Raw genomic sequence first — 24,702 nt, 5'->3', positions numbered from 1 at the left:
CGCCCGCGCCTTCGACCGTAGCGCGGTATGGCGCAACCGTCCGGCAGCGCCATCGGCAAAACACGAGGCTTCCTCTGCGCCACCTTCCGGCGCCGTCAGGATGCGTTGGCGTTTTCCTGCCCCGCCGGCTGGTCCTCGGGCGGCTCGACCCCGAAGACCGCGCAGTACAGCGCCGGCACAAAGACCAGGGTGACCAGCGTGCCCGCGATGATTCCGCCCATCATCGCAAAGGCCATCGGCCCCCAGAACACCTGGCGCGAGATCGGGATCAGCGCCAGGCTGGCGGCGGCGGCGGTCAGCAGGATCGGGCGGGCGCGGCTGTCCGAGGCCTCGAACACGGCCTGCCATTGGCTGTGACCCTTGCCGATCAGGACCTGGATCTCATGGACCAGGATGACCGAATTCCGGATCAGGATGCCGATCAGCGCCAGGATGCCCAGGATCGCGACGAAGCCCATCGGCACGCCGAAGGGCAGCAGCGCGGCCACCACCCCGATGACGCCCAGCGGCGCCGCGGCAAAGACGATCAGCGACAGGCGAAAGCTTTGCATCTGGATCATCACCAGCAGCGCCATGATCAGCAGCATGATCGGGACCACGGCGGCGATGGGCTGCTGGCTTTCGGCCGAGGTCTCGACCGTGCCGCCCACGGTGATGCGGACCTGATCGGGCAGGCTGGCCTGGAACTCGGCGATCCTTCCCGCCAGGTCGTTGACCAGCGTGGCGGGCTGTTCGCCGCTGGCGATGTCGGCCTTGACGGTGACCGTGGGCAGCCCGTCCCGCTGCATGATCAGGGGCTGTTCCGTCGCATATTCCAGCCTGGCCAGGGCGGCGATGGGGATGGGTGTCCCGGTCGCCGTGGCCAGTTGCAGGTTCTGGATCGATTCCAGAGAGGTCCGATCGGCGTCCGAGCCGCGGGCGACGATGTTGATCAGGAAGATCCCGTCGCGCAGCTGGGTGATGGCGCGCCCGGTGAAGGTGCCGGCCAGCGCGGCCGAGATGTCTTCGCTGCTGATGCCCAGCTTGCGCGCCAGGTCCTGGTTCACGCGCAGCCGCACGACTCGGGCCGGTTCGCTCCAGTCGAGGGCGATGTCGCGCAGCCGCGGCTCGTGCGACAGCACCGCCGCCAGGTCGCGGGCGGCATCGCGCGCCTCCTGCAGGTCGGGCGAAGACACGCGGTATTGCACAGGCTTGCCGACCGGGGGGCCGATTTCCAGGTTCTTGACATAGATGTCCGTGCCGACCAGCCTGCGGCGCGAAAAATCCACGATGGCCTCCGTCAGCCGGTCGCGCGCCGCAAGGTGGGGGGTCTGGATCAGGATCTGGCCCATGTAGGGCCCGGGCGTCGGCACGTCCATCGACAGGATGAAGCGCGGCGCCCCGCGCCCGATATAGGACGTGAAGAACAGCGCCTCTTCCTGGGTCTTCAGGAACGCTTCCAGCCGGGCGATGGACTCGTCGGTCTTGGCGATCGAGGCATTGGCCCGCTCGGTCACGTCCACGATCAGCTCGGTCCGGTCCGAGGTCGGGAAGAACTGCTGTTCGACGAAGCGCATGCCCCAGACCGACAGCAGAAAGGCCGCCAGCGTCACCGCGATGGTCGTCCACCGAAACCGCATGCCCCAAAGCAGCAGGCGATGGAACGCGCGCCGCAGCAGGCCGGCCCGTTGCTCCTTGTGCGTGGTGCTGGGCGACAGCAGCGTCGCGCCCAGAAGCGGCGCGAACAGCACCGCCACGATCCAGCTGACCAGCAGCGAGACGGCGATCACCACGAACAGCGAAAAGGTGAACTCGCCCGCTGCCGAGCTGTTCAGGCCGATGGGGATGAAGCCCGCCACCGTGACCAGCGTGCCCGTCAGCATCGGAAAGGCGATCGAGGTCCAGGCGTAGCTGGCCGCGTGCTCCAGGCTTTCGCCGACCTCGAGGCGCGAGATCATCGTTTCGATGGCGATCATGGCGTCATCGACCAGCAGCCCCAGGGCGATGATCAGCGCCCCCAGCGAGATCCGCTGCAAGGTGATGCCGTAGACGTCCAGGATGACGAAGGTGATGGCCAGCACCAGCGGGATGGTCAGCGTCACGACAAGGCCTGCCCGCAACCCCAGGCTGATGAAGCTGACCAGCAGCACGATGCCCACCGCCTCGATCAGGGCGCGCACGAAATGACCGACCGCGTCCTTGACCACATGCGGCTGGTCGGCGAACTTGGCCATCTCGATCCCGATGGGCAGGTTGCGGCCCACCTGCTCCATCAGGGCATCGACCTGCTTGCCGAATTCCAGGATGTTGCCGCCGTCGCGCATGCCGATCTGCATGCCGATGGCGTCCCGCCCGTCATGGCGGAACAACGCGCTGGGCGGGTCCTCGTAGCCGCGGCGCACGACGGCCACGTCGCCGATGTTGAAGAAGCGGTCGCCGACCCGCAGGTTGACCGCCGCGATGCTGGCCGCGTCGTCGAACTGGCCGCTGACGCGCACCAGCACCTGCTCGGGCCCGGCCTGCACGATGCCCGACGGCGCGATGGCGTTCTGGGTCGCCAGGCTTTGCACGACCTGGTTGTGGTTCAGGCCCAGGGCCGACAGCCGCGCCAGCGAGAATTCGATATAGATCTCTTCCTTGCGCACCCCCAGCAGCGAGGTCTTGCCCGCCATGGGCAGGGCCTGGACCTGCTTGCGGATATCCTCGACCCGGTCACGCAATTCGCGATGCGTGAACCCGTCCGCGGTGAAGGCATAGATATTGCCGTAGACGTCCCCGAAATCGTCGTTGAACTGGAAGCCGCCGAATTCCTGCGGAAACTCGGGGCGCAGGTCGGACATCATGTTGCGGACGCGTTTCCAGACCTCGGGAACCTGGGGGCCGCGGATCGTCGGGTCCAGTTCCAGATAGACGACCGACTGGCCCGGCATGGTGACCGAACGGGTGAACTTCAGCTCGTCCAGTTCCTCGAGCTTGGTTTCGATGCGGGTCGTCACCTGGTTCAGCGTGTCGGTGATCGTGGCGCCCGGCAGCGAGGCGCTGATCACCATGACCTTGACGGTGAAGTTCGGGTCCTCCTCGCGGCCCAGGCGCAGATAGCTGAGCGTGCCCGCCACCATCGAGACGATCAGCAGGAACCACACCAGGGAACGATGGTGCAGCGCCCAGTCGGACAGGTTGAAGGAGGGTCTGTTCATGGGCTCACCGAACGGCCGACGGCCTGGCCTTCGCGCAGGGAATGGATGCCGCGGATCACCACCTCGTCGCCGGGGACAAGGCCCGCCGTCACGGTGACGGGCTGCGCCGTGGCCGAGCCGAGGATCTGGATCGGCCGCAGCGACACCGTGCCCCGGTCGCCCTGGCGCGTGACCAGCCAGACATGGGGTCGCCCCTCGACATGCAGGATGGCCGAGGGCGGCAGGCCCGTTCCCTGGGGCGTGGTCACGGCGGGGCGGACCCGGATCAGGGCGCCCAGGCGGAACCCGGACGAATCCTCCAGCGCCAGGTGGACGCGCCGGGTCCGCGTCAGCGCGTCGGCGACCGGCTCGACCCGCGACACCGTGGCCTTCTGGCGGCTTTCGGCGTGGTTTTCCGACCAGACCTCGAAGGTGCCGCCCAGGTCCAGCCGCGCCATCACGGGGGGCGCCAGGTCGATCACCGCCTCGAGCCGGTTCTGCGCAGAGAGCTGCAAGACCGGCTCGCCCGCGCTGACGACCGCGCCGGGCGCGGCCATGACCGCGCTGATGACGCCTGAAAAGGGTGCCCGCATCTCGGCAAAGGCGGCGGTGTCGCGGGCACGGACCAGGTCGGCCCTGGCCTGCTGGTCGGCCGCGACCGCCGCCGCCAGCGCCTGCCGGACCTGTTCAAGATCGGCGGTCGAGGCGACGTTGCGCCGGAACAGGGCCTCGGTGCGTTCGGCCGCGGCACGGGCGGTGTCCAGTTCGACCGCGGCCGCCTCGGCCGCCGCTTCGGCCGCCGCGACCTCGTCCTGCAGGTCCTTGGAATCCAGCAGCGCCAGAATGTCGCCCTTGTCCACGACGTCCCCTACGTCCACGTTGCGCGCGATCAGCCGACCCAGCGTCTGGAACGCCAGGTCGACCTCGACCTCGGCGCGGATCACGCCGGGGATCGAGCCGGTGCCCGGCTGATAGGCCGAGACGACGATGCTGGCGACGGGCCGGGGCGGGACGGCCGATTCCTCCTGGGCCCAGGATCGCCCGAAGCCGAGCGCAAGGAGAAGAAGGGCAAGGACGATCCTCATTCGCCGTCCCCTGCCAGGTCGGCGGCATCGACCACCGTGCGCCCCGGGTAAAGCAGATGCGATCCGGCGCCGACCACCGTCTGGCCCGACCGGACCCCGTCGCGCAGGACGATCAGCCCGTCGCTGAACCGTTCGATGGTGACGGGCGCCAGCGCCACGCGCCGGTCGTCGCCCACGATCCACACGGCCGGCCGGCCGGCGACCTCGGCCAGGGCGGTCCAGGGCACGGCGATGCTGCGGCCGGCGGGGAAATGCACCATCCCCCGCACCGCCGCCCCCAGCAGGTCGATGTCCTGGGGCGGGTTGTCGATGGTTGCCCGCACCGTGACCGAGCCGGTCTGCGGGTCGACCAGCGGCGCGATCTCGGTCACGGTCGCGGTCATGGCGATGGCGCCGAAATCGATGGTGGTCAGGGAAACCGATGCCCCGACCGACCGGCCGAGGGCAGGAGAGTCGGGGATCTGGAACACCGCCTCGCGCGCGACCGAGGAGGCGAGCGAGATCACCGCCTGCGCCGCCCCGACGATCTGGCCCGGATCGGCGTTGCGGGCGGTGACGATCGCTTCGGCGGGGGCGCGCAGGACGGTCTCCTCAAGCGCGCGGCGGGCCCGGTCGCGGCCCGATTCCGCCTGCGCCAGGGCGCGCTCGGCGGCGGAAAGCTGCTGGTTCGCCGCGTCGAGCGCGGCCCGGGTGCCGACCCCGCGCTCCAGCATGGCCTGGGCACGGTCGCGCGCCTGCCGGGCCTGTTCCTGCGAGGCAGCGGCGCCGGCGACGCCCGCGTCGGCGACGCGCACCGCCTGTTCCTGTTGAAGCGGGTCGATCCGCGCCAGCGCCTGACCCGGCATGACCCGGTCGCCTTCGTCCACCAGGATCTCGGTGATGCGGCCGCCCTGGCGAAAACCCAGGTCCACCACGTCCTTGGCATGGATCGTGCCGGTCAGCGCCGCGTCATAGGTCAGCGGCATGTCCTGGACCGGGACCAGTTCCACCACCAGCCGGTCGTCCGCCGGCGCAGGTCCGCCGAGCAGCCAGGTCAGAAGAAAAAGGGTCGCCGGCAAGCGTGGCATAGGCGCCTCGAACAGCATTTCAGAATTGATGCCCAGATTTTGTCCTTGGCGGAACCCGGCGTGCAAGGTGACGTAGCGGCGGCCTTGACCTGTCGTAAAGTGTCAGCTGAGGAAATTGTTCGTCAAATGGTTGTATTGGACTATCTTTCCGGCAAGGCACTCTCTGTCAAGTTGCGGGGGCACGATTTTTCCTATTGATAGCTGCGCACCAGGGCCGCTGCGATCAGCCCCCAGCCGTCCACCACGACAAAGAAGGCCAGCTTGAAGGGCAGCGCCACGACGGCCGGCGGCACCATCATCATGCCCATCGACATCAGCACCGCCGACACCACCAGGTCGATGATCAGAAAGGGCAGCGAGACCAGGAAGCCGATCTCGAAGGCGCGCTGGATCTCGCTCAGCATGAAGGCGGGGACCAGCACCGACAGCCGGTCGCGCGGCGCCTGCGGATCGGGCGAGACATCGGCCAGGGTCGCGATCATCTCGGGGTCGACGCGTGCCTCCATGAAGCCGCGAAAGGGCACGATGCCACGCGAAAACGCCTGCTCGACGGTGATCTGCCCGTCGCGCAGCGGGGCGCCGGCAACGGTCCAGGCCTCGGTCAGGACCGGGCTCATCACGAACCAGGTCAGAAACATCGCCAGGCTGACGATCAGCATGTTGGGGGGCGACTGCTGCAGGCCCAGGGACTGGCGCAGGATCGAAAGGACGGTGACGATGAAGGGAAAGCAGGTCACCATGATCGCGACGCCCGGTGCCAGCGACAGTGCCGTCATCACCGCCAGCAGCGTGATCGCGTTGCGGCCGACGCCGTTCGCCACCGCCTCGGCGGCGGCCCCGACCGACGGCGCGTCCTGCGCCAGCGCCAGCCCGGGCGCCAGCAGCAGGCCGATCAGCAGGCCCAGCCGGATCACGATTGCGCCGCCGCCCCGAGGATGCGCACGCACAGCCGGTTGTCGCCATCTCCGCCGGTGGTCAGTTCACCCCGGGCGATGACCTTGTCGCCGACGCAGATGTCCACGCCATCCGACATTTCCTGGTCCAGCCGGATCACGTCGCCCGGCCGCAGGCGCGAAAGCTCGGCGACGGAAAGCTGCGTGCCGCCCAGGCGGATGGTCACCTGGACCTGGATCAGGTCGGTCGCGATCAGGCTGGCGATGTCGTCCATGGCTCAGTCCTCCTTGAGTTCGTCGATGATGGCGCGGATCTCGGCCAGGGTGCGGTCGGGATCCAGGGCGATGCCGGCCGCGCCCACGGAAAGCTCGACCGTGCCGCGATCCGAGGGCAGGGTGCGCAGCCGGGACGCCTCGATTCCCGCGCGGGCGGCGCAGTCGTGGATGTCGGGCTCCAGGTCGGGCGGGCAATGGATCACCAGGGTCGAGCCATCCTGGGTCTCGGCGACGCGCAACAGCTCGCCCCCGACTGCACCCAGAAGCCAGTCGCGGCGGGACAGGGGGGCGAGCAGGTCGACCAGCGCGGCAAGAACGGGCACCACGGCATGGATCGTCTCGCGCCGGCTGGCCGCGGTCGCGGCGTCGCTTGCCTCGAGGCCACGGGCGAAATCGGCAAGCTGGGCGCTCAGCCGGTCCAGGCTGGCCTCGCGACCCTCGGCCAGCCCGCGTTCAAGACCTGTCTGATAGGCATGTTCCAGATCGGCCTGGGTCGGCGGGGGGCGATGCCGTGCGGCTTCGGCAAAGGATTCAAGACGCAGCGCGGCCGATCTCATAGGGCATCCTCACGTTTCTCGATCCAGCCCGACAGCACCTGCAGGCTTTCTTCCTTGCGCGACTTCATCAGTTCGCGCAGGCGCGCGACCGGGTCGTTCGTCAGGCCCGCGCTGGGTGTGTAGTCGATCTCGGGGACGGCGGCCGACAGGGGCGGCATGGAGTCGGTCGCTGCCAGATCGGGCGGCACGCCCGCGGGCAGGCTTTGGTCCAGCAACCGCTCGGCCAGCTGGGGGCCGCGCGCGCGCATCGCAGGGCGCAGCAGAAAGAACAGCAGCGCCAGCGCAAACAGCCCGACCAGAACGATCTTGATCAGCCCGTTCAGGTCCAGCCGGGCCAGGAGCCCGCCTTGGCTGGCCGCCGTGCCGGCCTGGGACAACTCGGCAAAGGGCAGGGACTTGATGGTGATTGCATCGCCCCGCGCTTCGTCGAAACCCACGGCCGAGGCGACCAGTTCGCGCAGGGACTGCAACTCGGCCTCGTCGCGGGGGACAAGCTGCGGCTCGCCATTCGCATCGGGGCGGGCAACGCCGTTGACCAGCACCGCGACCGTCAACCGCCGTGTCGCGCCGGGCTGGCGGTTTATCTCGCGCGTGACCTTGCTGACCTCGAAGTTCGAGCGCTGCCTGGTCTCGGACCGAGAGGATTTGCTTTCCTTGCCCTGGTCGTCCTGGCCTTCCGGCAGGTTCGAGGCGGCGGTGACGGCGCCCGCCTGGTTGTTGGTGCTCTGGTCGGCCGATTCCTCGCTTTCCTGCGAGATCAGCGCGCGCTGTTCGGGGTCGAAGCGCTGTTCGGTCAGCAGTTCGGTTTCGGTCACCAGGTCCAGGTTCACCTCGACGATGGCGTTCCCGCCGCCGACATGGGCCTCGAGAATCCGTTCGACGTTGCGCTTCATCTCGGCCTGACGATCCTGACCGGCCATGCCGTCGTCGTCCGAGGCGACCACGCCGCGTTCGCTGTCGATCACGCTGACCCGCTCGGGCACCATGCCCGGAACGCCCGAGGAAATCAGGAAACGCAGGGCCTTGGCCTGGCTGCGGCTGATTTCGGTGCCGTTCGTGGTCAGCGTGACCGAGGCGCTGGCCTGGGCCTCGCGCCGATATCCCCGGCCGCTGGGCACGGCCAGGTGGACCCGCGCCGTCCTGACATTCGGAAGCGCCAGGATGGTGCGGGCAAGCTCGCCTTCCTTGGCGCGCCAGTAGGCGGCGTCGAACATCTGCGAGGTGGTGCCGAACCCCGACATGCCGTCGAGGATCTCATAGCCGGTGCCCCCGGCCGAGGGGATGCCCTCTCCGGCCAGGGACATGCGCAGGGCATCGCGGCGGCTTTCCTCGACCCAGATCGAATCGCCGCGGATCTGGTAGGCGGCGCCGGATTTCTCCACCGCCGCCATCACCGCGCCCGATTGCTGGGGGTCGAGCCCGGCGTAAAGCATCGCCATCTGCGGCCGGCTGGCGAACCACGACAGGCCCGCGATCGCCCCGAACGTCGCCAGGAAGGCGGCGACCAGGATCGCCCGTTGCTTCGCGCTTCGTTCGCGCCAGTAGTCTTGCAGCTTCAGCAAAACCGCCCCCTTCGAATCGGCTGGATCACATCACCCGACCGTCATGGCACGGGGGCGATTAAGAATTGGTTAGCCCCGGGCTGCTATCCAGACGGCACGCCGATGGAGAATCACCCATGTCCGATGCCGCCGCCGATGCCGTGCCTGCCCCGCCAAAGGGGGGAATCAAGAAGCTCATGCCGCTGATCCTGGCGGTGGCGATGCTGGGCGCGGGCTTTGGCTCGACCTTTCTGGGCTTCTGGTCGCCGATGGCCCTGCTGAAACCCGCCCCCCACGAACCGGTGCCCGAGGAGGCTGCCGCATCCACGGCCCAGTTCGTCAGCCTGCCGCAGATCGTCCTGACCCTGCCGTGCCCGCAGTTGCGCACCCTGGTGATGACGGTCCAGATCGAAACCGACCAGGTCCACCGTCCCGAGGTCGAGCATCTGACCCCGCGCCTGTCGGATGCCTTCAACAGTTTCCTGGCCGACATCGCCCCCGCCGCCTTCGAAAAGCGCGGCATCCTGGACATCGTGCGGGACGAACTGGCGACGCGGGCCGTTTTCGTGCTGGGCGACAAGGCCTTCAGCGACATCCTGATCACGGAGTTCCGCATCCAATGACAATTTCCCAGATCCTCCAGCTGGCGCTGCTGGCGTTCTCGATGGGGCTCTCCGTCTTCTGCTTCGTGCTGGCACGGCGGCTGCGCCGGCTCAACGACCTGGAAACGGGCTTGGGCGGCGCCATCGCCGTCATGACCAGCGAGATCGGCCGGCTGGAGCGCGCGATCCATGCCGCCAAGGCCGAGGCGACGCTGGCCACCCAGGGGCTCGCCGGAGAGATCGAGCGCGCCAAGGAAGAGCGCGCCTTCTGGATCCTGCAGAAGAAGTTCGCCGACAACACGCCTGCACGGTCCGTCCGCCTGCAGCGCCGCCGCCAGCGCAGCGAAAGGACCGAGGCCGATGCGTAGGCGTGTTCTGCCGGTGCTGGGGGCGGTGCTGACCCTGGGCGCCGCGGCCCAGGCGGTGATGCTGGTCGACGGGCCCGCCCGGCTGCGGGCCAATGCCGAGCCGGCCGAGCTGATGGCCGGCTGCACCGACGTCCCCGAGGCCGTGGCCCTGGCCGACACCCTGCGCCAGCGCGGCCTGCGGATCGAACGCTACATGCAGGACATCGACCGGCAAAAGGCGGAGCTGGCCGTCGCGCAGAAGCAGCTGACCGATCGCCTGATCGAGTTGCGCAAGCTGCGCAAGCAGATCAGCGATCATGACAGCGGCGTGCGCCAGGCCCAGACCGACGACATCAGCCGGCTGATCGCCGTCTATGACCAGATGAAGCCCGAACAGGCGGCTGTGGTGCTGTCGAACCTGCCGCCCGATTTCGCCGCGCAGATCCTGGTGCGTGTCCAGCCCGAAACCGGGGCGCGCATCATGGCCGCAGTCGAGCCGGGGCAGGCCGCCGTGCTGACGTCCTACATGGGCTCGGTCCGGGCCAGAACCAATTAGGAGACAGTCATGTTCGGAATGATCGGTATCGCGGTGACCTTCGCCATGGTCTTTGGCGGCTATGTGATGGCCGGCGGCAAGATGGGCGTCATCCTGCATTCCTTGCCCTATGAGATGATGATGATCGGGGGTGCCGCGGTCGGCTCGTTCCTGCTGTCGAACGAAACCGCCGTCATCAAGCACGCGCTCGGCGGTCTGGGCCGGTCGCTGAAGGGCCCGAAATGGCACGAAGCCGATCTTCAGGACGTGCTGTGCCTGCTGTTCCAGCTGCTGCGCATTGCCCGCGCCAACCCGGTCGAGCTGGAGAGCCATGTCGAGGACCCGGCGAACTCGGCGATCTTCCAGGCTTATCCCAAGATCCTCAAGGACGAACACGCGGTTTCGCTGATTACCGACACGCTGCGATCCTCCAGCCTGAACTACGACGACCCCTATCAGGTCGAGGAAATGCTGTCCCAGCGCATCGGCCTGATGAACGAGGAGGAAATGCACGCCCCCCACGCGCTTCAGAACATGGCGGACGCCCTGCCGGCCTTGGGCATCGTCGCGGCGGTCCTGGGCGTCATCAAGACCATGAGCGCGATCGACCAGCCCCCCGAGGTTCTGGGCGGCATGATCGGCGGCGCCCTGGTCGGGACCTTCCTGGGGGTGTTTCTCGCCTATGCGCTGGTCGCCCCCTTTGCGCAGCGGCTGCAGGCCGTCGTCAAGCAGGACCAGGCCTTTTACGACGTCATCAAGTCGGTCCTGGTCGCGGGCCTGCACCAGCATGCGACGAACCTGTGCGTCGAGGTCGGCCGCCAGGCCGCGCCCGACCACGTCCGGCCCAGCTTCGGCAGCCTTGAAACCGCGCTCCGCGATCTCAAGAGGGCGTCGTGATTTGGCCGCTTCTTCTGACTGCCGCGGTGGCGGGGACGCCTGCGCCGGCGTCGGCCGATGCCCTGATCGCCCAGGCGACCGAGGCGATGCTGGCGGGCGAGGCGATGCCCGCCGACATGGAGGCGCGGATGCGTGACCTGCCCCCGGCCGAGCGCCTGCGCGTTCTGGTGTTCCTGCGCCGCGCGGGACTGTTTTCAGGGCCGGAATGGCCCATCGACCGCGTGCTTGCCCCGGCGGGCCAGGAGAAGGCGCCGTGACCGCGGTGGATACGCTGCCCCCGGGTGGGGGGTGGCCGGCGCGCCCGCTGATCATCACGGGCGGGCTGGTCGTCATCGTGCTGTCGATGGTGTTGCCGATGCCGGCGGCCGTTCTGGACGTGGGCATCGCCTTTTCCATCGCCACCGCGACGCTGATCCTGGTCATGGCCTCGCTGGTCGAGCGGCCGACCGATTTCCAGGCGTTCCCGGTGCTGCTGCTGGTCTCGCTGCTGATCCGGCTGTCGCTGAACGTCTCGACCACCCGGCTGATTCTGACCCACGGGCAGAACGGGCCGACCGCCGCGGGCCATGTCATCAACGGGTTTTCCGAATTCGTGGCCGGCGGTTCGCTGCTGGTCGGGCTGACGGTCTTTGCGGTGATCACGGTCGTCAACTTCATGGTCATCACCAAGGGCTCGGGGCGCATGGCCGAGGTCTCGGCCCGGTTCGCCCTGGATTCGCTGCCCGGAAAGCAGCTTGCCATCGACGGCGACCTCAACTCGGGCGCCATCGACCATGACGAGGCCAAGCGCCGCCGGATGCAGGAACAGCGCGAGATCAGCTTCTACGGCTCGCTGGACGGGGCGTCGAAATTCGTCAAGGGCGACGCGATCGCCGGTCTGATCATCACGCTGATCAACCTGTTCGTCGGTCTGGCGGCAGGCATCCTGGTCCATTCGATGCCGGTGGCCGAGGCGCTTTCGACCTATTCCAGACTGACCATCGGCGACAGCCTCGTGTCCCAGATCCCGGCGCTGATCACCTCGATGGCGGCGGCGCTGCTGCTGTCGCGGGGGGGCGCGACCGAAACGACCGCGGACCTGCTGTCGCGACAGCTGATGGCGAACTGGCAGGTTCCGGCGGTGGTTGCGGGCGGCATGCTGGTGATCGGGATGATCCCGGGCATGCCGCTGCCGGTCTTTCTGACGCTGGCGGCGATCCTGGGCGCGCTGGCCTGGCGCATCCGCCGGCGCGAGGCGCAGGCTCCGGTCCTGACCGACGCGGAGCCGGCCCTGCCGGCAGCCCCCGCCCAGGCCCGGATCGGCGACGTGCTCGATACCGAGGAGATCAGCATCGAGATCGGCCCCGGCCTGATCGTCAGCGCGCTGGACCAGGGCAGGGGGCTTGGCCAGCGCATCACCAACCTGCGGCTGCACATCGCGCGGGCCTACGGGCTGATCCTGCCCGACGTGCGCATCACCGACGGCACGGGCTTTGCCGACGGAGAATATGTGATCCGGTTGCAGGGCGTCGTGCGCGGGCGCGGCCAGCTTCTGCCGCGGGGCGTGCTGGCGCTTGGGCCCGACGCCATCCTGCAGGACCTGCCCGGCGACGAGGTGCGCGAGCCGGTCTATGGCAGCGCCGCGAAGTGGATCGACCCCGACCGGCAGGAAGAGGCGGCGGTGGCCGGCGCGACCGTCGTGATCCCCATGGAGGTGCTTTCCACCCACCTGATGGAGGTGGTGAAGTCCAACCTGCCCGCGCTTCTGACCCTCTCGGCGATGCAGCGCATGATCCGCGAACTGTGCAATCTTTCCGATGAGCATCGCGCGCAGATGAACCAGCGCTTCTTTGACGGGATGGTGCCCGACAAGGTCTCGCCCGACCTGCTGCTGGCGGTCCTGCGCGGCATGCTTGAAGAACGGCTTTCGGTGCGCAACCTGGTGCTGATCACCGATGCGGTCCACGAGGCGCGGAACGCCCCCACGCCCGAGGCCTGCTATGAACTGGTGCGCCGCCGCCTGCGCGCCCAGATCACCGAACAGTTTCTGGCGGCGGACGGGCATCTGGATCTGATCCAACTGCACCCGCAATGGGAGGCCGAGATCACCCGCGCCGAAGCCGAGGCCGGGCGCGGCGGCACTGCCCCCGTCCCGCAGCTTCAGCAGCGGCTGGTCGAAGCCCTGCGCAAGGTTCTGGCCGGGCTGCCCCCCGCGACCGAGCCGGTGCTGGGCGTGCCCGACCACCGCCGGCGGCTGGTGCGGCTGATGCTGGGCTCGGCCGGCGTGGCGCTGCCGGTGCTGGGCCTGGACGAGATCGACCCGGCTGCGCGCATCCGCCTGTGCGGAACCGTCTCGCCATGAACGCGCTGCTGCTGGACCCCCATCTGGCGGAACTGGGCCTGGCCTGGCTTCTGACCTATTGCCGGGTTCAGGCCTGCGTGCTTTCGGTGCCGGGCTTTTCGGCCCGCACCCTGCCAGCGCGGGTCCGGGTGGCGCTGGCCATGTGCCTGACGCCCCTGCTGGCCGAGCATGCCCGGCTGGCCGCTCCGCCTGACAGCCTGCCCGGCCTTGCCCTGCTTTGCGCGGCCGAGACGGTCGTGGGACTGGTCCTTGGCGGGATGGTGCGGCTGTTCGCGCTGGCGCTGGATATCGCGGCCTCGGCCATCGCGGCGACTGCCTCGCTGTCGCAGCTGATCGGCGCCGAAAGCGAATATTCGCCCCATCCGGTCGGCAGCCTGATGCACCTGGCGGGGCTTGCCCTGCTGATGGCACTGGGGTTTCCCATCCTGCTCTGCGATCTTTTGCGCGAAAGCTTCGCGATCGGCCCGCTGGGGCAATGGCCCGCCATCGCCGACCTGCTGCCGCGCGTCATCGCGCTGGTCCAGCGTGCCTTCATGCTGGCGATGCTTCTGGCCGCGCCCTTCATCCTGGGCGGGTTCCTGTTCCAGGTCCTGTCGGGCATGGTCAGCAAGGTCATGCCCGCGCTGCCGGTCATGTTCATCGCGGCGCCCGGCGCGATCCTGATGGCGCTGCTGGCGCTGGTCTTGCTGACGCCGTCGATCCTGTGGGTCTGGGCCGATGCGGTGCTGGCGATGATGGGGAATGACCTGCCATGAGCGAGGACTCTGACGACAAGCAATACGACGCCTCGGAACAGAAGCTGCGGCGGGCCCGGGAAAAAGGCGACATCGCGCGTTCGCCCGAACTGCCGGCCGCGCTGATGTATGTCGGGCTGTGGCTGGGGCTGGCCTTTGCCGCGGCCTGGGCGGTGCCGTCCTGGGTCCGCATGGGCGCGCGCGCGATGGGGGCCGAACCCTGGCCCGAGGCGCGCGGCCAGTCGGTCATAGACCTGGCGCGGCAGATGGCGGTCGGGGCGGCCGGGGGCCTGCTGGCCTTTGTCGCAATCGTCGCCCTGCCGATCCTGGCCGGACTGGTCGTGCAGCGCCAGATCCTGTTCACGCCCGAAAAGCTGCTGCCCGACCTGAACCGCATCAATCCCTTCAAGAACGCGGCGCAGAAATTCGGCGCCTCGGGCCTGGTGACCTTTGCCGTGTCGCTGACGAAGGTCGGTTTCCTGGGGGTCGGAGGCTGGATGCTTTACGCCTCGCTTCTGGGTCGGATCATGTCGGCCGAGGGGATGGGCGACGCCCAATGGGTCGCGGGGCTCGGCCGGGTTCTGGACCAGGCCGTCCTGCTGGCGCTGGGGATCGGCTGCGTCTTTGCCGCCGTCGACATGCTGTGGAAGCGGATGGAGTATCTGCGCCGCCAGCGCATGTCCCGCCAGGAGATGCAGGACGAGCACAAGGAAAGCGAGGGCGACCCCCATTTCAAGGCCGCCCGCCGGCAGAAGGGCGTCGATATCGTGATGAACGCCATGCTGGCCGATGTCGAGAAGGCCGACGTGGTCATCGTCAACCCGACCCACTATGCCGTCGCGCTGGAGTGGAAGCGCGGCAGCGGCCGGGCGCCGGTCTGCCTGGCCAAGGGCGTGGACGAGGTCGCCCGCCGCATCCGCGAACGGGCGGGCGAACACAAGGTGCCGATCTGGTCCGACCCGCCCGCCGCCCGCGCGATCCACGCCACTGTCGAGATCGGAGAGGAGATTCGCACCGAACATTTCGCCCCCGTCGCCGCCGCCATCCGCTTTGCCGAGGCCATGCGCAAGAAGGCGCGCGCAGGCTGGGGCGCCGCGCCGATGTGGGGAGGGCCGAGATGACCGGCCGCGCCGCCGCGCTGGCCCAGCTTGAACGCCTGGCCCGGCTGAAATCCGACCTCGAGATGCGCCGGTTTTCCGCCTATCGCGCCCATGTCAAAGCGGCCGAGGAGCGGATCGCGGCGATCCGCGACGATCTGCAGGCGATCCATGCCGCGCCAGCCGCTTTTTCCGTCGCCGAGGCGCGGTTGGCCAATGCCCTTGCGGGCGAGCGCACGCGTGCCCTGCTGCGCGCCGAGGCCGACCTGCGCCAGATGCTGCCGGGGTTCGAGGCGGCGCGCGCCCTGGCCAAGCGCGAATTCGGCCGGGTCGAGGTTCTGAAGACCCTGGGGCAAGACGCGGCCAAAGCCGCGCGGGACCGCGCAGAGCGGAAGCTGCGGCCCTGACGGAAACCGCGCCGACCATCCGGACCGATCCTTGCAAGACTAGGCCCGTTGAAAGGACCCGCAGACTTCCGGCATCCGCCTGATACCGCGCGGGCACAGGCATGCGGTCCGATGCGCGGCCATCTTTGCAAGAATCGCGAATTCGCCTATGACGAGTATGCTGGCGAATATCGGCTTGTTTTGGATCAGTGGTTTTTTTCCCGGCCCATGCCGCCGGATGGTTAACGAGGGGGTGGGCATTGATGTCGAAGGCTCTTCCGATTGCGCGGGGGCGCAAGTTCCAACAGGTTCTGGAAGGGGCTCGGGCGATCTTTCTGCGCGACGGGTTCGAAGGGGCCAGCGTTGACGACATCGCGCGTGAGGCGGGCGTGTCCAAGGCGACGCTCTACAGCTATTTTCCAGACAAGCGCGTGATGTTCATCGAGGTCTTTCGCAGCGAACTGGCCCGCGAGGCCGCCGATGCCAGCGCCCTGATCGAGGTCGACCTGCCGGTGGCGCAGGTCCTGCCCTTTATCGTGCAGATCATCTCGGCGCACATGGTGTCGGACTTCGGGCTGCGCATGTTCCGCATCAGCGCCAGCGAGGCCGAGCGGTTCCCCGCGCTGGCGCGCGAATATTACGAGGCGGGCCCGCTTCTGCTGCGCCAGCAGCTCGTGCGCTATCTGCGCCAATGCGTCGAGCGGGGCGAGTTGCGCATTCCCGACCTGGATCTGGCCGCCGACCAGCTGATCGAGCTTGCCAGCGTCAGCATCCACGACCGCGCGCTGTTCCTGGGCAGCGGGGCGGTCGACAAGGACATCCTGCGCAAGGTCAATTCGGCCGCGGTCCAGATGTTTCTGGCCTATTACGGCGGGGCCAAGACGGCCTATGCCATGGCCGCCGAATAGGGGCTGCGGCGGCCAGGACACGGGGCGGGGCGCGCGTTTCCGGGGGCGCTTCTCATTTTCGGGGCGGATGCCTATGATGCCGGATCAGAATTTCAAGCACCCTGGATGACTTCGCAATGATCCGACCCTTCCTTGCCCTTGCCGCCCTGGCCATGCTGACGGCTTGCGCCCCCACCCCCGCCCCCGTGGTCGAGCCGGTGCCCGCGGTCCAACCCGTGCCCGTGACCCCGGTCGCCGGCGTCACCGGCCTCGAATCGCGCGAACCCGACGCCTGCCACGCCAAGAACTATATCTCGGCCTTGGGTCAGCCAGGCTCGGTGATTCCCGGTCTGGGCGTTACCCGCGAATACCGCGTCGTCGAATACCGCGGGATCGAGCCGCAGGAATACAACCCCCTGCGCATCGTCTTCCGCCTGGATGCCGCGGGCAACATCTACAACATCGACTGCGGCTGATCCGATGCGCCCCGCACCCTGGATGCTGATCCTCGGCCTGGCGGTGGCGGGTTGCGACCAGCCCGCGCCGCCTTCGGATAAGGGCACGTCGGCCCCGTCGCTGCCGCAGGGCGATTGCGGCGCGGAGAAGCTGCAGGGTCTGGTGGGCCAGCCCGAGTCGGTCGTCCGGCAGATGACCCTGCCGCAGTCGGCGCGGGTGATCCGGCCGGGCCAGGCCATCACCGCCGATTTCCGCCCCGACCGCCTGAACGTCGAAATCGGCAAGGACGGTCGGATCGGGCGCATCGGCTGCTACTGAGACGCCGGCGGTCGCGGTGTGCGGAGCGGGATCACTGGGCGGGGGCGCTGCCCTCGCCTGCAGTGTTGTCCGGTGCCTCGACGCTGGCCGGGTCTTCCTGCTGTGTTTCGGCATGGAAGAACTGGCGCAGGACGAAGATCGCGACCACCATCACCAGGATGATGACCACGACCGAGATGGCGGCGCGGCTTGCCCGGCGCGGGCCCGGCTTTTCGTTATGAGGATCGGGACGGTTCATCTGGGACTCCGGCGCGTGACTTCAGGTGAACCCGCAAGCCGCCGCCCGCGTTCCCTGCCCGGAACGGCGGGGCGTCGAATTTGTCCGCGCCCTGGCCAGCCCGGAGGCCATGCCTCTTTCCTTTCCGGCCGAGACGCCGCAGCCTGACGGGATGACTGGCAAGCGGAGCCGCCCGGATGCTTCATTCCATCGACCTCAACAGCGACCTTGGCGAAGGGTATGGCGCCTGGACGATGGGCGACGATGCCGCCATGCTGGACACCGTCAGCTCGGCCAATGTCGCCTGCGGCTTTCATGCGGGCGATCCCGCCGGCATCCTTGCGACCCTGCGCCAGGCCGCACGCCGGGGCGTGGCCGTGGGGGCGCATGTCTCCTATCCCGACCGGGTGGGCTTTGGCCGCCGCGCGATGCAGATCGACCCGGACGATCTGGCGGCCGACGTGATCTACCAGATCGGTGCCCTGCAGGGCATGGCGCGGGCCGCCGGCACCCGCGTCGCCTATGTCAAGCCGCATGGCGCGCTTTACAACACCATCGCCAGCGACCTGCGCCAGGGCGATGCCGTGATCGCTGCCATCCGCGCCGTCGACCCAAGCCTGATCCTGATGGGCCTGGCGGGCGCGCCGATCCTGTCCCGCGCGCGCGAGGCAGGGCTGGCCACGGTGGCCGAGGCCTTTGCCGACAGAGCCTATACGGCGCAGGGCACACTTGTGCCCCGGGGGCAGGCGGGGGCGGTCCTGCACGACCCCGGGACGATTGCGGCGCGCATGGTGCGGCTGGCGACCGAAGGCCTGGTCCAGGCGGTGGACGGCTCGACCCTGCGGCTGGCGGCGGACAGCATCTGCGTTCACGGCGACAGCCCCGGCGCGGTCCGGATGGCGCGCGAACTGCGCGCGGCCCTGGTCGCGGCGGGGATCGGCGTGGCGTCCTTCACCGGGCCCGCGCCGAACCGGATGCCGGGGGGCGGCTCGGCGGCGGGCTAGTCCTTGCCGGGCCGGGCCTGCCGGCGCCGTGCGGGCCAGCGGGGCAGGGCCGGCACCGCCAGCGCCTCGCCCGGGCGGATCGCGCCCGCCAGCCAGATCAGGTCCCGGCGCGCCATGGCGATGCAGCCTGCGGTCGGAAATCCCGGCCGCCGCCACTGGTGCAGGAAGATGGCCGAGCCCGCGCCCGCGACCGCATGGGGGTGGTTCCAGTCCGTCACCAGCACGATGTCATAAAGCGGGTCGGGCCGGCGCATCGCCTCGTGGCTGGGACCGAAAGGGACGCGCGCCGGCTGGTTGTAGTCGGGATGGCCCGAGGCGTCGCACCACAGATCGCCCGGCAGGATCGGCCGCGCCCAGGCGGCCGGCCGGGCCAGCCGGTCGGGGCGGTACAGCAGGCCGACGATCCGGTGGCGCCCCACCGGGGTCGCGCCGTCGCCTTCGCGCTTGTCCGGGCGGATGCCGCCCCGGCCCACCGCGCAGGGGATCAGCCGGCCGCGGAACAGCAGGCCCATGGGCGTCAGGCGGATCACAGCAGATGGCCCGACTTCGCGGCCTTCACGTCCAGATAGCCGGTGTTGTGTCGGTTGCGCGGCGTGACCAGGGGAACGCGCTCGGTCACGGCGATGCCATGGCTTTCCAGCATGGCGACCTTGCGCGGGTTGTTCGTCATCAGCCGGACCGAGGCGAAGCCCATCTCGCGCAGGATGCCGGCGCCGACGCGAAAGTCGCGCTCGTCATCCTCGAAGCCCAGGCGGTGGTTGGCCTCGACCGTGTCGAACCCCTGGTTCTGCAGGGAATAGGCGCGCATCTTGTTGGCCAGGCCGATGCCGCGCCCCTCCTGGTTCAGGTACAGCAGCACGCCTTCCCCGGCCTGGCCCATCGCCGCCAGCGCGGCGTGCAGTTGCGGGCCGCAGTCGCATTTCAGGCTGCCCAGCACGTCACCGGTGAAACAGGCCGAGTGCAGCCGCGCCAGCACCGGTCGGGCGCGGGACGGGGCGCCGATCTCGACCGCGTAATGTTCGGCGGCGCCGTCGTCGGGGCGAAAGATGTGCAGCTTGGAATTTTCCGCCGCCAGCAACGGCAGGCGGGCGGCGGCGACCGGGGCTAGCCGGGATTCGGCCGCCAGTTGATCAAGCACGGGGCCAGGTGCCAGCTGCACCAGCCCCTGCGGCGGCTCGGCCAGGGCGACCAGCAGCACCGCCGGCAGAAGCTGCGCCGATTTCGCCAGCGCGATGGCGGCGCGGTGGGCGGTCACGTCGCCGCCGCGCGCCAGGCGAAAGGGCCCCTTCATCGGCGTCATCAGATCGCCCGCGGGATCGGCCACCGCCCGCAGCCAGGCCGGGTCCGCGTCCCGGGGCAGCTCGATCCGCGCCAGGTCGCCGTCATAGACCATCGCCTTGAGCGTGCCGGCGCGGCGTTCGGTCACCGCCAGGACGGCGGGGCCCAGGGCCAGCATCTGCGCCATCCGGTCGGGCGGCAAGGTCTCGACCGCGGCCGCCAGATGGGCGCCCAGCACCACCGGCAGGCCCATGCGCAGATCGGTCCGGGCGCGCGAGACGCTTTCCGCCAGGGTCGGGATCAGGGTGGGGGTCAGGGTCATCGGCAGCCCGCATTGAAACAATCTGAAACATAGGGGCGATTTCCGACAACTCCATGTGAGGATCGCCGCAATGCGCTGGACGCATGCCCCCCGCATCATCACCTTTCCGCCATAAAGCCAAAGGAGGCAAGAATGGCCGGACTGAAAAAGATCCTGCTGGTCGACGACGAGGAAGACCTGCGCGAGGCCCTGGCCGAGCAACTGACCGCCACCGAGGATTTCGAGGTCTTCGAGGCCGGCTCGGGCCACGAGGCCGTGGAACGCACCAAGGGCGCGATCTTCGACCTGGTGGTGCTGGACGTGGGCCTGCCCGATACCGACGGGCGCGAACTGTGCAAGAAGCTGCGCAAGCAGGGCGTGAAATGCCCCATTGTCATGCTGACGGGCCACGATACGGATGCCGACACCATCCTGGGGCTGGATTCGGGCGCCAACGACTACATCACGAAGCCCTTCAAGTTTCCCGTGCTGCTGGCCCGCCTGCGGGCGCAGTTGCGCACGCATGAACAATCTGAGGACGCGATCTTCCAGCTTGGCCCCTATACGTTCAAGCCGGCGATGAAGATGCTGGTCGATCAGAAGGACCGCAAGATCCGCCTGACCGAGAAGGAAACCAACATCCTGAAGTTCCTGTACCGCGCCCAGGACGGCGTGGTGCCGCGCGACATCCTGCTGCACGAGGTCTGGGGCTACAACGCCGGCGTCACCACCCATACGCTGGAAACCCACATCTATCGCCTGCGCCAGAAGATCGAGCCCGATCCGTCAAACGCGCGGCTGCTGGTGACGGAATCCGGAGGCTACCGGCTGGTCGCCTGAGCGCGCGGGAACCGGCGGCGGTCCGCGCGGGTTTGGCCTGCGAAGCCCGGTGGCCGGAGGATGCGGCCACATGACGACCCGGCCCCCGGTCCCCACCGGCGGCCGGGTTTCCTTTTGGCAGCCGGGCAGGGGGACTTCGCGTCCCCCGTCCGCCGCTGCGCGACGGCCTCCCCCTGCGGGATATTTGGGCAAGAAAGAAGCTTGGGCAGCTTCGTTCTTTCTTGCCCAAATATCCTCGGGGGGTCCGGGGGGCGAAGCGCCCCCGGCTGACGGCGCCGGTGGACAAGCGGGGCCTTGCGCCCTAGGGTCCGCTGCCGATCCAAGGAGACGCCGCCATGTTCACCATCGCCACCTGGAACATCAACTCGGTCCGCCTGCGCGAGACCCTGGTCTGCCGCCTGCTGTCCGAGGAAATGCCCGACGTCTTATGCCTGCAGGAAACCAAGAGCCCGGTCGAGAAGATCCCGCTGGAGCTGTTCCGGGGCCTGGGCTATCGCCATATCGTGGCGCGCGGGCAAAAGGGCTATAACGGCGTCGCGATCCTGTCGAAGCTGCCGCTGGAGGACGCGGGCGACCGCGACTATGCCGGTCTTGGCCATGCCCGCCATGTCGCGGCGCGGCTGGAGAACGGCGTCACCATCCACAATGTCTATGTCCCGGCCGGCGGCGACATTCCCGACCGCGAGCAGAACATCAAGTTCGGCCAGAAGCTGGATTTCCTGACCGAGATGCGCGACGCCTTTCACGCCGACCGGCCTGCGCGCTCGATCCTGGTGGGCGACCTGAACATCGCCCCGCGCGAGGATGACGTGTGGAACCACAAGGCCCTGCTGAAGATCGTCAGCCACACGCCCGTCGAGGTCGAGCATTTCGGCGCCGCCCAGGACGCCGGCAAATGGGTCGACATCACCCGCCAGGACATTCCCCAAGGCCTGCTTTACAGCTGGTGGAGCTATCGCGCGCGCGACTGGGACGCGGCCGACAAGGGCCGGCGGCTGGACCACATCTGGGCCACGCCCGACATTGCCGGCGCCGGCCACGACAGCCGCATCCTGCGTCCCGTCCGCGGCTGGGAACAGCCCAGCGACCATGTGCCGGTGCTGGCGAAATTCGACCTTTAGGCGAAACCTTGCAAGCCGGCGCGGCCTGCTCCATCTAAGGAGCAACCCGAAGCGCCATGAGGAATCCGATGCTCGAACTTGGCAGCAAGACCGCAGAAGCCGCCCCCGCCGACCTGGTCCGGGACGTGACCGAGGCCACCTTCATGGCCGAGGTCGTGGACGCCTCGATGACGGTGCCGGTGATCGTGGATTTCTGGGCGCCCTGGTGCGGTCCCTGCAAGACGCTGGGCCCGCAGCTCGAGGCCGAGGTGATGCGCCACAAGGGCCGCGTCCGCATGGCCAAGGTCAACGTGGACGAAAATCAGATGATCGCGGGCCAGCTGCGGGTGCAGTCGATCCCGACGGTCTATGCCTTCTTCCAGGGCCAGCCGGTCGACGGCTTCCAGGGTGCGATTCCGCAAAGCCAGATCAAGCAGTTCGTGGAAAAGCTGGCGGCGCTGGGAGGCGACGACGGCGGGCTGGCCGATGCGCTCGAGGCGGCCGAGGCGATGCTGGCCGAAGGCGCCTTCGAGGATGCGGCCGAGACCTTTGCCGCCATCGCCGAGGAAGAGCCCGAGAATGCCCAGGCGCGCGGCGGCCTGGTGCGCGCGCTGATCGCCGGGGGCGACCTGGAGGGCGCCGAGCAGGCGCTTGAGGCTGCCGCCCCCGCCATCGCTAAGGCCGCCCCGGTCGAGGCGGCGCGCGCGCAGTTGCAGCTGGCGCGCCAGGCGGCTTCGGCCGGGCCGCTCGACGACCTGCGCGCCCGGGTCGAGGCCGATCCGGCCGACCAGCAGGCGCGCTTCGACTATGCCACCGCGCTGCATGCCGGGGGCGATGTCGAGCAGGCGATCGAGCAGTTGCTGGAGGCCTTCCGCCGCGACCGCGACTGGAACGACGGCGCGGCCAAGGCGCAGCTTCTGACCATCTTCGACGCGCTGAAGCCCACCGATCCCCTGGCCCAGAAAGGCCGCCGACGGCTGTCGTCGCTGATCTTTTCCTGACCATGCCGCGGGCCGTCGACCTGCCGGCCAGCGTGCCGTTGTTTCCGCTGTCGGGCGCGATCCTGCTGCCCCGCACGCGGTTGCCGCTGCACATCTTCGAACCCCGCTATCTGCAGATGGTCGAGGACGTGCTGAAGACCCCGCAGCGGATGATCGCCATGATCCAGCCGGTGGACGCGGGTCACCAGCGCCTGTCCCAGATCGGCTGCGCGGGGCGGATCGTGTCCTTCACCGAACTGGACGACAACCGGCTGATGATCGCGCTGCGGGCGGTGTCGCGGTTTCGCCTGGTCGAGGTCGAGCAGGGATTTTCCCCCTATCTGCGCGGCAGGCTGGATTGGGCCGGGTTCGAGGGCGACCTGACCTCGCGCCCCGAGACGCTGAAGGGGGCGCATGACCGCCAGGCCCTGATCGCGCGCCTGGCGCGCTATGCCGCGCGGCGTGGCCTGTCCGCCGACTGGGAGGCCGCCAAGGCCTCGGACGAGGAGATGCTGGTCAATTCGCTGTCCATGATGCTGCCCTTTTCCCCCGAGGAAAAGCAGGCGCTGCTGGAAAGCCCGACCCTGTCCGACCGGCGCGAGATGCTGGACGGCTTGCTGGAATTCGCCCTGCGGGGCGGCGATGACGAGGAGACGATCCAATGACCGATGCGCCCGAACGCCGTTTCGATCGCCACATGCTCGAGGCGCTGGTCTGCCCCGTGACCCATGCCACGCTGCGCTATGACGCGGAGCGGCAGGAACTGGTCTCGGATGCCGCGGGTCTGGCTTTCCCGATCCATGACGGCATCCCGATCATGCTGATCGACGAGGCGCGCCAGATCAAGGCAGACTGACGGGCGCGCCGGACCGGCGGCGGGGCCCTACAGCCCCGCGCCTTCGTCTGTTCCCAGCATCAGGTTCAGGTTCTGCACCGCAGCCCCCGAGGCACCCTTGCCCAGGTTGTCGAGCACCGCGACCACGACCGCGCAGCCGTTGTCGTCGCTGCCGTGGACCGAAATTTCGAGCCGGTTCGTGTCGTTCAGCCGGGTCGGCACCACGCGGGCCTCAGGCTCGACCAGGGCGATAAAGCGTTCGCCGGCATAGTGCTGGGCGATGGCCTGGCGCAACCCGTCCAGCGTGCGTCCCTGGCCCAGGTGCAGCGGTACCTGCACCGCCATGCCCTGCGCGAAATCCCCGACTGAAGGCGCAAAGATCGGCCGCCGGGTCAGGCCGGAGTATTTCACGATCTCGGGCAGGTGCTTGTGGCCCTGCGCCAGGGCATAGACGAAGGCCGGCGGCGCCTCGCCGCGTTCGTATTCGCCGATCAGTTCCTTGCCCCCGCCGGTATAGCCCGAGACGGCGTTGATGGACAAAGCCTCGTCGGGGGCGACCAGGCCCGCCGCGACCAGCGGCGCCAGGATCGCGATGGCGCCGGTCGAATAGCAGCCGGGGTTCGAGACATATTGCGCCTTCGCGATGGCCTCGCGCGCGCCGGGGGCCAGTTCGGCGAAGCCGAAGGTCCAGGCGGGATCGACCCGATGCGCGGTCGAGGCGTCGATGAAGCGGGTGGGCAGCCCCTGGGCCAGCGCCACCGCCTCGCGCGCGGGGCCGTCCGGCAGGCACAGGATCGCGACATCGGCCTCGGCAAAGGCCTCGCGCCGGGCCTCGGCGTCCTTGCGGCGGGCGGGGTCGATCTGGATCAGCGTGATGTCGGCGCGCCCCAGCAGCCGGTCGCGGATCTGCAACCCGGTCGTGCCTGCCTCGCCGTCGATAAAGACCTTGTGCGCCATGTCGGACTCCCTCTGC

The 24,702-nt window shown here is 68.8% G+C and carries 29 protein-coding genes; 18 read left to right on the top strand and 11 right to left on the bottom strand.

Annotated features, from left to right (window positions below):
• Positions 1-95: 95 nt before the first annotated feature.
• From BU28_RS0118360 to fliF, 7 genes are all read right to left on the bottom strand, one after another.
• Entirely contained in the window at positions 96-3,176 is a 3,081-nt protein-coding gene (locus tag BU28_RS0118360; protein WP_028720714.1) for an efflux RND transporter permease subunit, read from the bottom strand.
• Positions 3,173-4,240, bottom strand: a complete 1,068-nt coding sequence (locus BU28_RS0118355) for an efflux RND transporter periplasmic adaptor subunit (protein WP_028720713.1) — start codon at positions 4,238-4,240, stop codon at positions 3,173-3,175. The genes BU28_RS0118360 and BU28_RS0118355 overlap by 4 nt, the downstream gene beginning before the upstream one ends.
• Positions 4,237-5,307: an efflux RND transporter periplasmic adaptor subunit gene (locus BU28_RS23755; RefSeq protein WP_036763646.1), complete on the bottom strand. Its 1,071-nt coding sequence runs from the start codon at positions 5,305-5,307 to the stop codon at positions 4,237-4,239. The genes BU28_RS0118355 and BU28_RS23755 overlap by 4 nt, the downstream gene beginning before the upstream one ends.
• Before the next feature lie 191 nt (positions 5,308-5,498).
• Positions 5,499-6,221, bottom strand: coding sequence for a flagellar type III secretion system pore protein FliP (fliP, locus tag BU28_RS0118345; RefSeq protein WP_088239158.1), 723 nt, complete (start codon positions 6,219-6,221; stop codon positions 5,499-5,501).
• The gene (locus BU28_RS0118340; protein WP_028720711.1) at positions 6,218-6,475 is read right to left on the bottom strand and encodes a FliM/FliN family flagellar motor C-terminal domain-containing protein; all 258 of its coding nucleotides are present in this window, start codon (positions 6,473-6,475) and stop codon (positions 6,218-6,220) included. Before BU28_RS0118340 ends, fliP begins: the two co-directional genes overlap by 4 nt.
• A 3-nt stretch (positions 6,476-6,478) precedes the next feature.
• Positions 6,479-7,033 carry a hypothetical protein gene (locus BU28_RS0118335; RefSeq protein ID WP_028720710.1) on the bottom strand — a complete coding sequence of 185 codons (555 nt, stop codon included), beginning with the start codon at positions 7,031-7,033 and terminating at the stop codon, positions 6,479-6,481.
• Positions 7,030-8,595: a flagellar basal-body MS-ring/collar protein FliF gene (fliF, locus tag BU28_RS0118330; RefSeq protein ID WP_051578310.1), complete on the bottom strand. Its 1,566-nt coding sequence runs from the start codon at positions 8,593-8,595 to the stop codon at positions 7,030-7,032. Before fliF ends, BU28_RS0118335 begins: the two co-directional genes overlap by 4 nt.
• A 116-nt stretch (positions 8,596-8,711) precedes the next feature.
• Here fliF and BU28_RS0118325 point away from each other — a divergent pair, with 116 nt between their 5' ends.
• From BU28_RS0118325 to BU28_RS0118265, 12 genes are all read left to right on the top strand, one after another.
• The gene (locus BU28_RS0118325; protein WP_028720708.1) at positions 8,712-9,197 is read left to right on the top strand and encodes a flagellar basal body-associated FliL family protein; all 486 of its coding nucleotides are present in this window, start codon (positions 8,712-8,714) and stop codon (positions 9,195-9,197) included.
• The gene (locus BU28_RS24340) at positions 9,194-9,544 is read left to right on the top strand and encodes a hypothetical protein (RefSeq protein WP_028720707.1); all 351 of its coding nucleotides are present in this window, start codon (positions 9,194-9,196) and stop codon (positions 9,542-9,544) included. The genes BU28_RS0118325 and BU28_RS24340 overlap by 4 nt, the downstream gene beginning before the upstream one ends.
• Positions 9,537-10,079 carry a MotE family protein gene (locus tag BU28_RS0118315; RefSeq protein WP_028720706.1) on the top strand — a complete coding sequence of 181 codons (543 nt, stop codon included), beginning with the start codon at positions 9,537-9,539 and terminating at the stop codon, positions 10,077-10,079. The genes BU28_RS24340 and BU28_RS0118315 overlap by 8 nt, the downstream gene beginning before the upstream one ends.
• Positions 10,080-10,088: 9 nt before the next feature.
• Entirely contained in the window at positions 10,089-10,955 is an 867-nt protein-coding gene (gene motA, locus BU28_RS0118310; protein ID WP_028720705.1) for a flagellar motor stator protein MotA, read from the top strand.
• On the top strand, positions 10,952-11,212 hold the full coding sequence (locus tag BU28_RS0118305) for a hypothetical protein (protein ID WP_028720704.1): 261 nt from the start codon (positions 10,952-10,954) through the stop codon (positions 11,210-11,212). Before motA ends, BU28_RS0118305 begins: the two co-directional genes overlap by 4 nt.
• Positions 11,209-13,296 (top strand): flagellar biosynthesis protein FlhA, encoded by a 2,088-nt coding sequence (locus tag BU28_RS0118300; protein WP_051578309.1) that lies wholly within the window; start codon positions 11,209-11,211, stop codon positions 13,294-13,296. The genes BU28_RS0118305 and BU28_RS0118300 overlap by 4 nt, the downstream gene beginning before the upstream one ends.
• The gene (locus BU28_RS0118295; RefSeq protein ID WP_028720702.1) at positions 13,293-14,051 is read left to right on the top strand and encodes a flagellar biosynthetic protein FliR; all 759 of its coding nucleotides are present in this window, start codon (positions 13,293-13,295) and stop codon (positions 14,049-14,051) included. Before BU28_RS0118300 ends, BU28_RS0118295 begins: the two co-directional genes overlap by 4 nt.
• Complete coding sequence (flhB, locus tag BU28_RS0118290; protein WP_028720701.1) at positions 14,048-15,151, top strand: flagellar type III secretion system protein FlhB; 1,104 nt, start codon at positions 14,048-14,050, stop codon at positions 15,149-15,151. The genes BU28_RS0118295 and flhB overlap by 4 nt, the downstream gene beginning before the upstream one ends.
• Positions 15,148-15,534: a hypothetical protein gene (locus tag BU28_RS0118285; protein ID WP_028720700.1), complete on the top strand. Its 387-nt coding sequence runs from the start codon at positions 15,148-15,150 to the stop codon at positions 15,532-15,534. The genes flhB and BU28_RS0118285 overlap by 4 nt, the downstream gene beginning before the upstream one ends.
• A gap of 242 nt (positions 15,535-15,776) precedes the next feature.
• The gene (locus BU28_RS0118275; protein ID WP_080621181.1) at positions 15,777-16,421 is read left to right on the top strand and encodes a TetR/AcrR family transcriptional regulator; all 645 of its coding nucleotides are present in this window, start codon (positions 15,777-15,779) and stop codon (positions 16,419-16,421) included.
• A 116-nt stretch (positions 16,422-16,537) separates the two neighbouring features.
• Positions 16,538-16,876, top strand: a complete 339-nt coding sequence (locus BU28_RS0118270) for a hypothetical protein (protein WP_028720698.1) — start codon at positions 16,538-16,540, stop codon at positions 16,874-16,876.
• Between the two features lie 4 nt (positions 16,877-16,880).
• The gene (locus tag BU28_RS0118265; RefSeq protein ID WP_028720697.1) at positions 16,881-17,174 is read left to right on the top strand and encodes an I78 family peptidase inhibitor; all 294 of its coding nucleotides are present in this window, start codon (positions 16,881-16,883) and stop codon (positions 17,172-17,174) included.
• Positions 17,175-17,205: 31 nt separating this feature from the next.
• Here the strand turns inward: BU28_RS0118265 and BU28_RS0118260 are convergent, their stop codons facing one another.
• A complete protein-coding gene (locus tag BU28_RS0118260) occupies positions 17,206-17,412 on the bottom strand; it encodes a hypothetical protein (protein WP_028720696.1) in 207 nt (68 codons plus the stop codon).
• Between the two features lie 176 nt (positions 17,413-17,588).
• Here BU28_RS0118260 and BU28_RS0118255 point away from each other — a divergent pair, with 176 nt between their 5' ends.
• Positions 17,589-18,395 carry a LamB/YcsF family protein gene (locus tag BU28_RS0118255; RefSeq protein ID WP_028720695.1) on the top strand — a complete coding sequence of 269 codons (807 nt, stop codon included), beginning with the start codon at positions 17,589-17,591 and terminating at the stop codon, positions 18,393-18,395.
• Here the strand turns inward: BU28_RS0118255 and BU28_RS23745 are convergent.
• Positions 18,392-18,907 (bottom strand): L,D-transpeptidase family protein, encoded by a 516-nt coding sequence (locus BU28_RS23745; protein ID WP_190941610.1) that lies wholly within the window; start codon positions 18,905-18,907, stop codon positions 18,392-18,394. The two genes, BU28_RS0118255 and BU28_RS23745, sit on opposite strands and share 4 nt — an antisense overlap.
• 14 nt (positions 18,908-18,921) lie before the next feature.
• A complete protein-coding gene (gene ribA, locus BU28_RS0118245) occupies positions 18,922-19,995 on the bottom strand; it encodes a GTP cyclohydrolase II (protein ID WP_036763537.1) in 1,074 nt (357 codons plus the stop codon).
• A 132-nt stretch (positions 19,996-20,127) separates the two neighbouring features.
• On the opposite strand from ribA, the gene BU28_RS0118240 reads away from it, so the two are divergent.
• From BU28_RS0118240 to BU28_RS0118220, 5 genes are all read left to right on the top strand, one after another.
• Complete coding sequence (locus BU28_RS0118240) at positions 20,128-20,814, top strand: response regulator transcription factor (RefSeq protein WP_028720693.1); 687 nt, start codon at positions 20,128-20,130, stop codon at positions 20,812-20,814.
• Between the two features lie 335 nt (positions 20,815-21,149).
• Complete coding sequence (locus tag BU28_RS0118235) at positions 21,150-21,935, top strand: exodeoxyribonuclease III (protein ID WP_028720692.1); 786 nt, start codon at positions 21,150-21,152, stop codon at positions 21,933-21,935.
• Positions 21,936-22,003: 68 nt separating this feature from the next.
• The gene (locus BU28_RS0118230) at positions 22,004-22,915 is read left to right on the top strand and encodes a thioredoxin family protein (RefSeq protein ID WP_028720691.1); all 912 of its coding nucleotides are present in this window, start codon (positions 22,004-22,006) and stop codon (positions 22,913-22,915) included.
• Positions 22,916-22,917: 2 nt separating this feature from the next.
• Positions 22,918-23,559 (top strand): LON peptidase substrate-binding domain-containing protein, encoded by a 642-nt coding sequence (locus tag BU28_RS0118225; protein ID WP_028720690.1) that lies wholly within the window; start codon positions 22,918-22,920, stop codon positions 23,557-23,559.
• Positions 23,556-23,750 (top strand): Trm112 family protein, encoded by a 195-nt coding sequence (locus tag BU28_RS0118220; RefSeq protein ID WP_028720689.1) that lies wholly within the window; start codon positions 23,556-23,558, stop codon positions 23,748-23,750. The genes BU28_RS0118225 and BU28_RS0118220 overlap by 4 nt, the downstream gene beginning before the upstream one ends.
• Positions 23,751-23,777: 27 nt before the next feature.
• On the opposite strand, the gene argC is transcribed toward BU28_RS0118220, so the two are convergent.
• Entirely contained in the window at positions 23,778-24,686 is a 909-nt protein-coding gene (gene argC, locus BU28_RS0118215) for an N-acetyl-gamma-glutamyl-phosphate reductase (protein WP_028720688.1), read from the bottom strand.
• Positions 24,687-24,702: the final 16 nt, after the last annotated feature.

It is taken from the genome of Paracoccus yeei ATCC BAA-599, assembly GCF_000622145.1.
Lineage (GTDB): Bacteria > Pseudomonadota > Alphaproteobacteria > Rhodobacterales > Rhodobacteraceae > Paracoccus > Paracoccus yeei.
The sequence above is the reverse complement of the archived record's forward strand: the minus strand, read 5'-3'. Positions and strand labels throughout refer to the sequence as shown.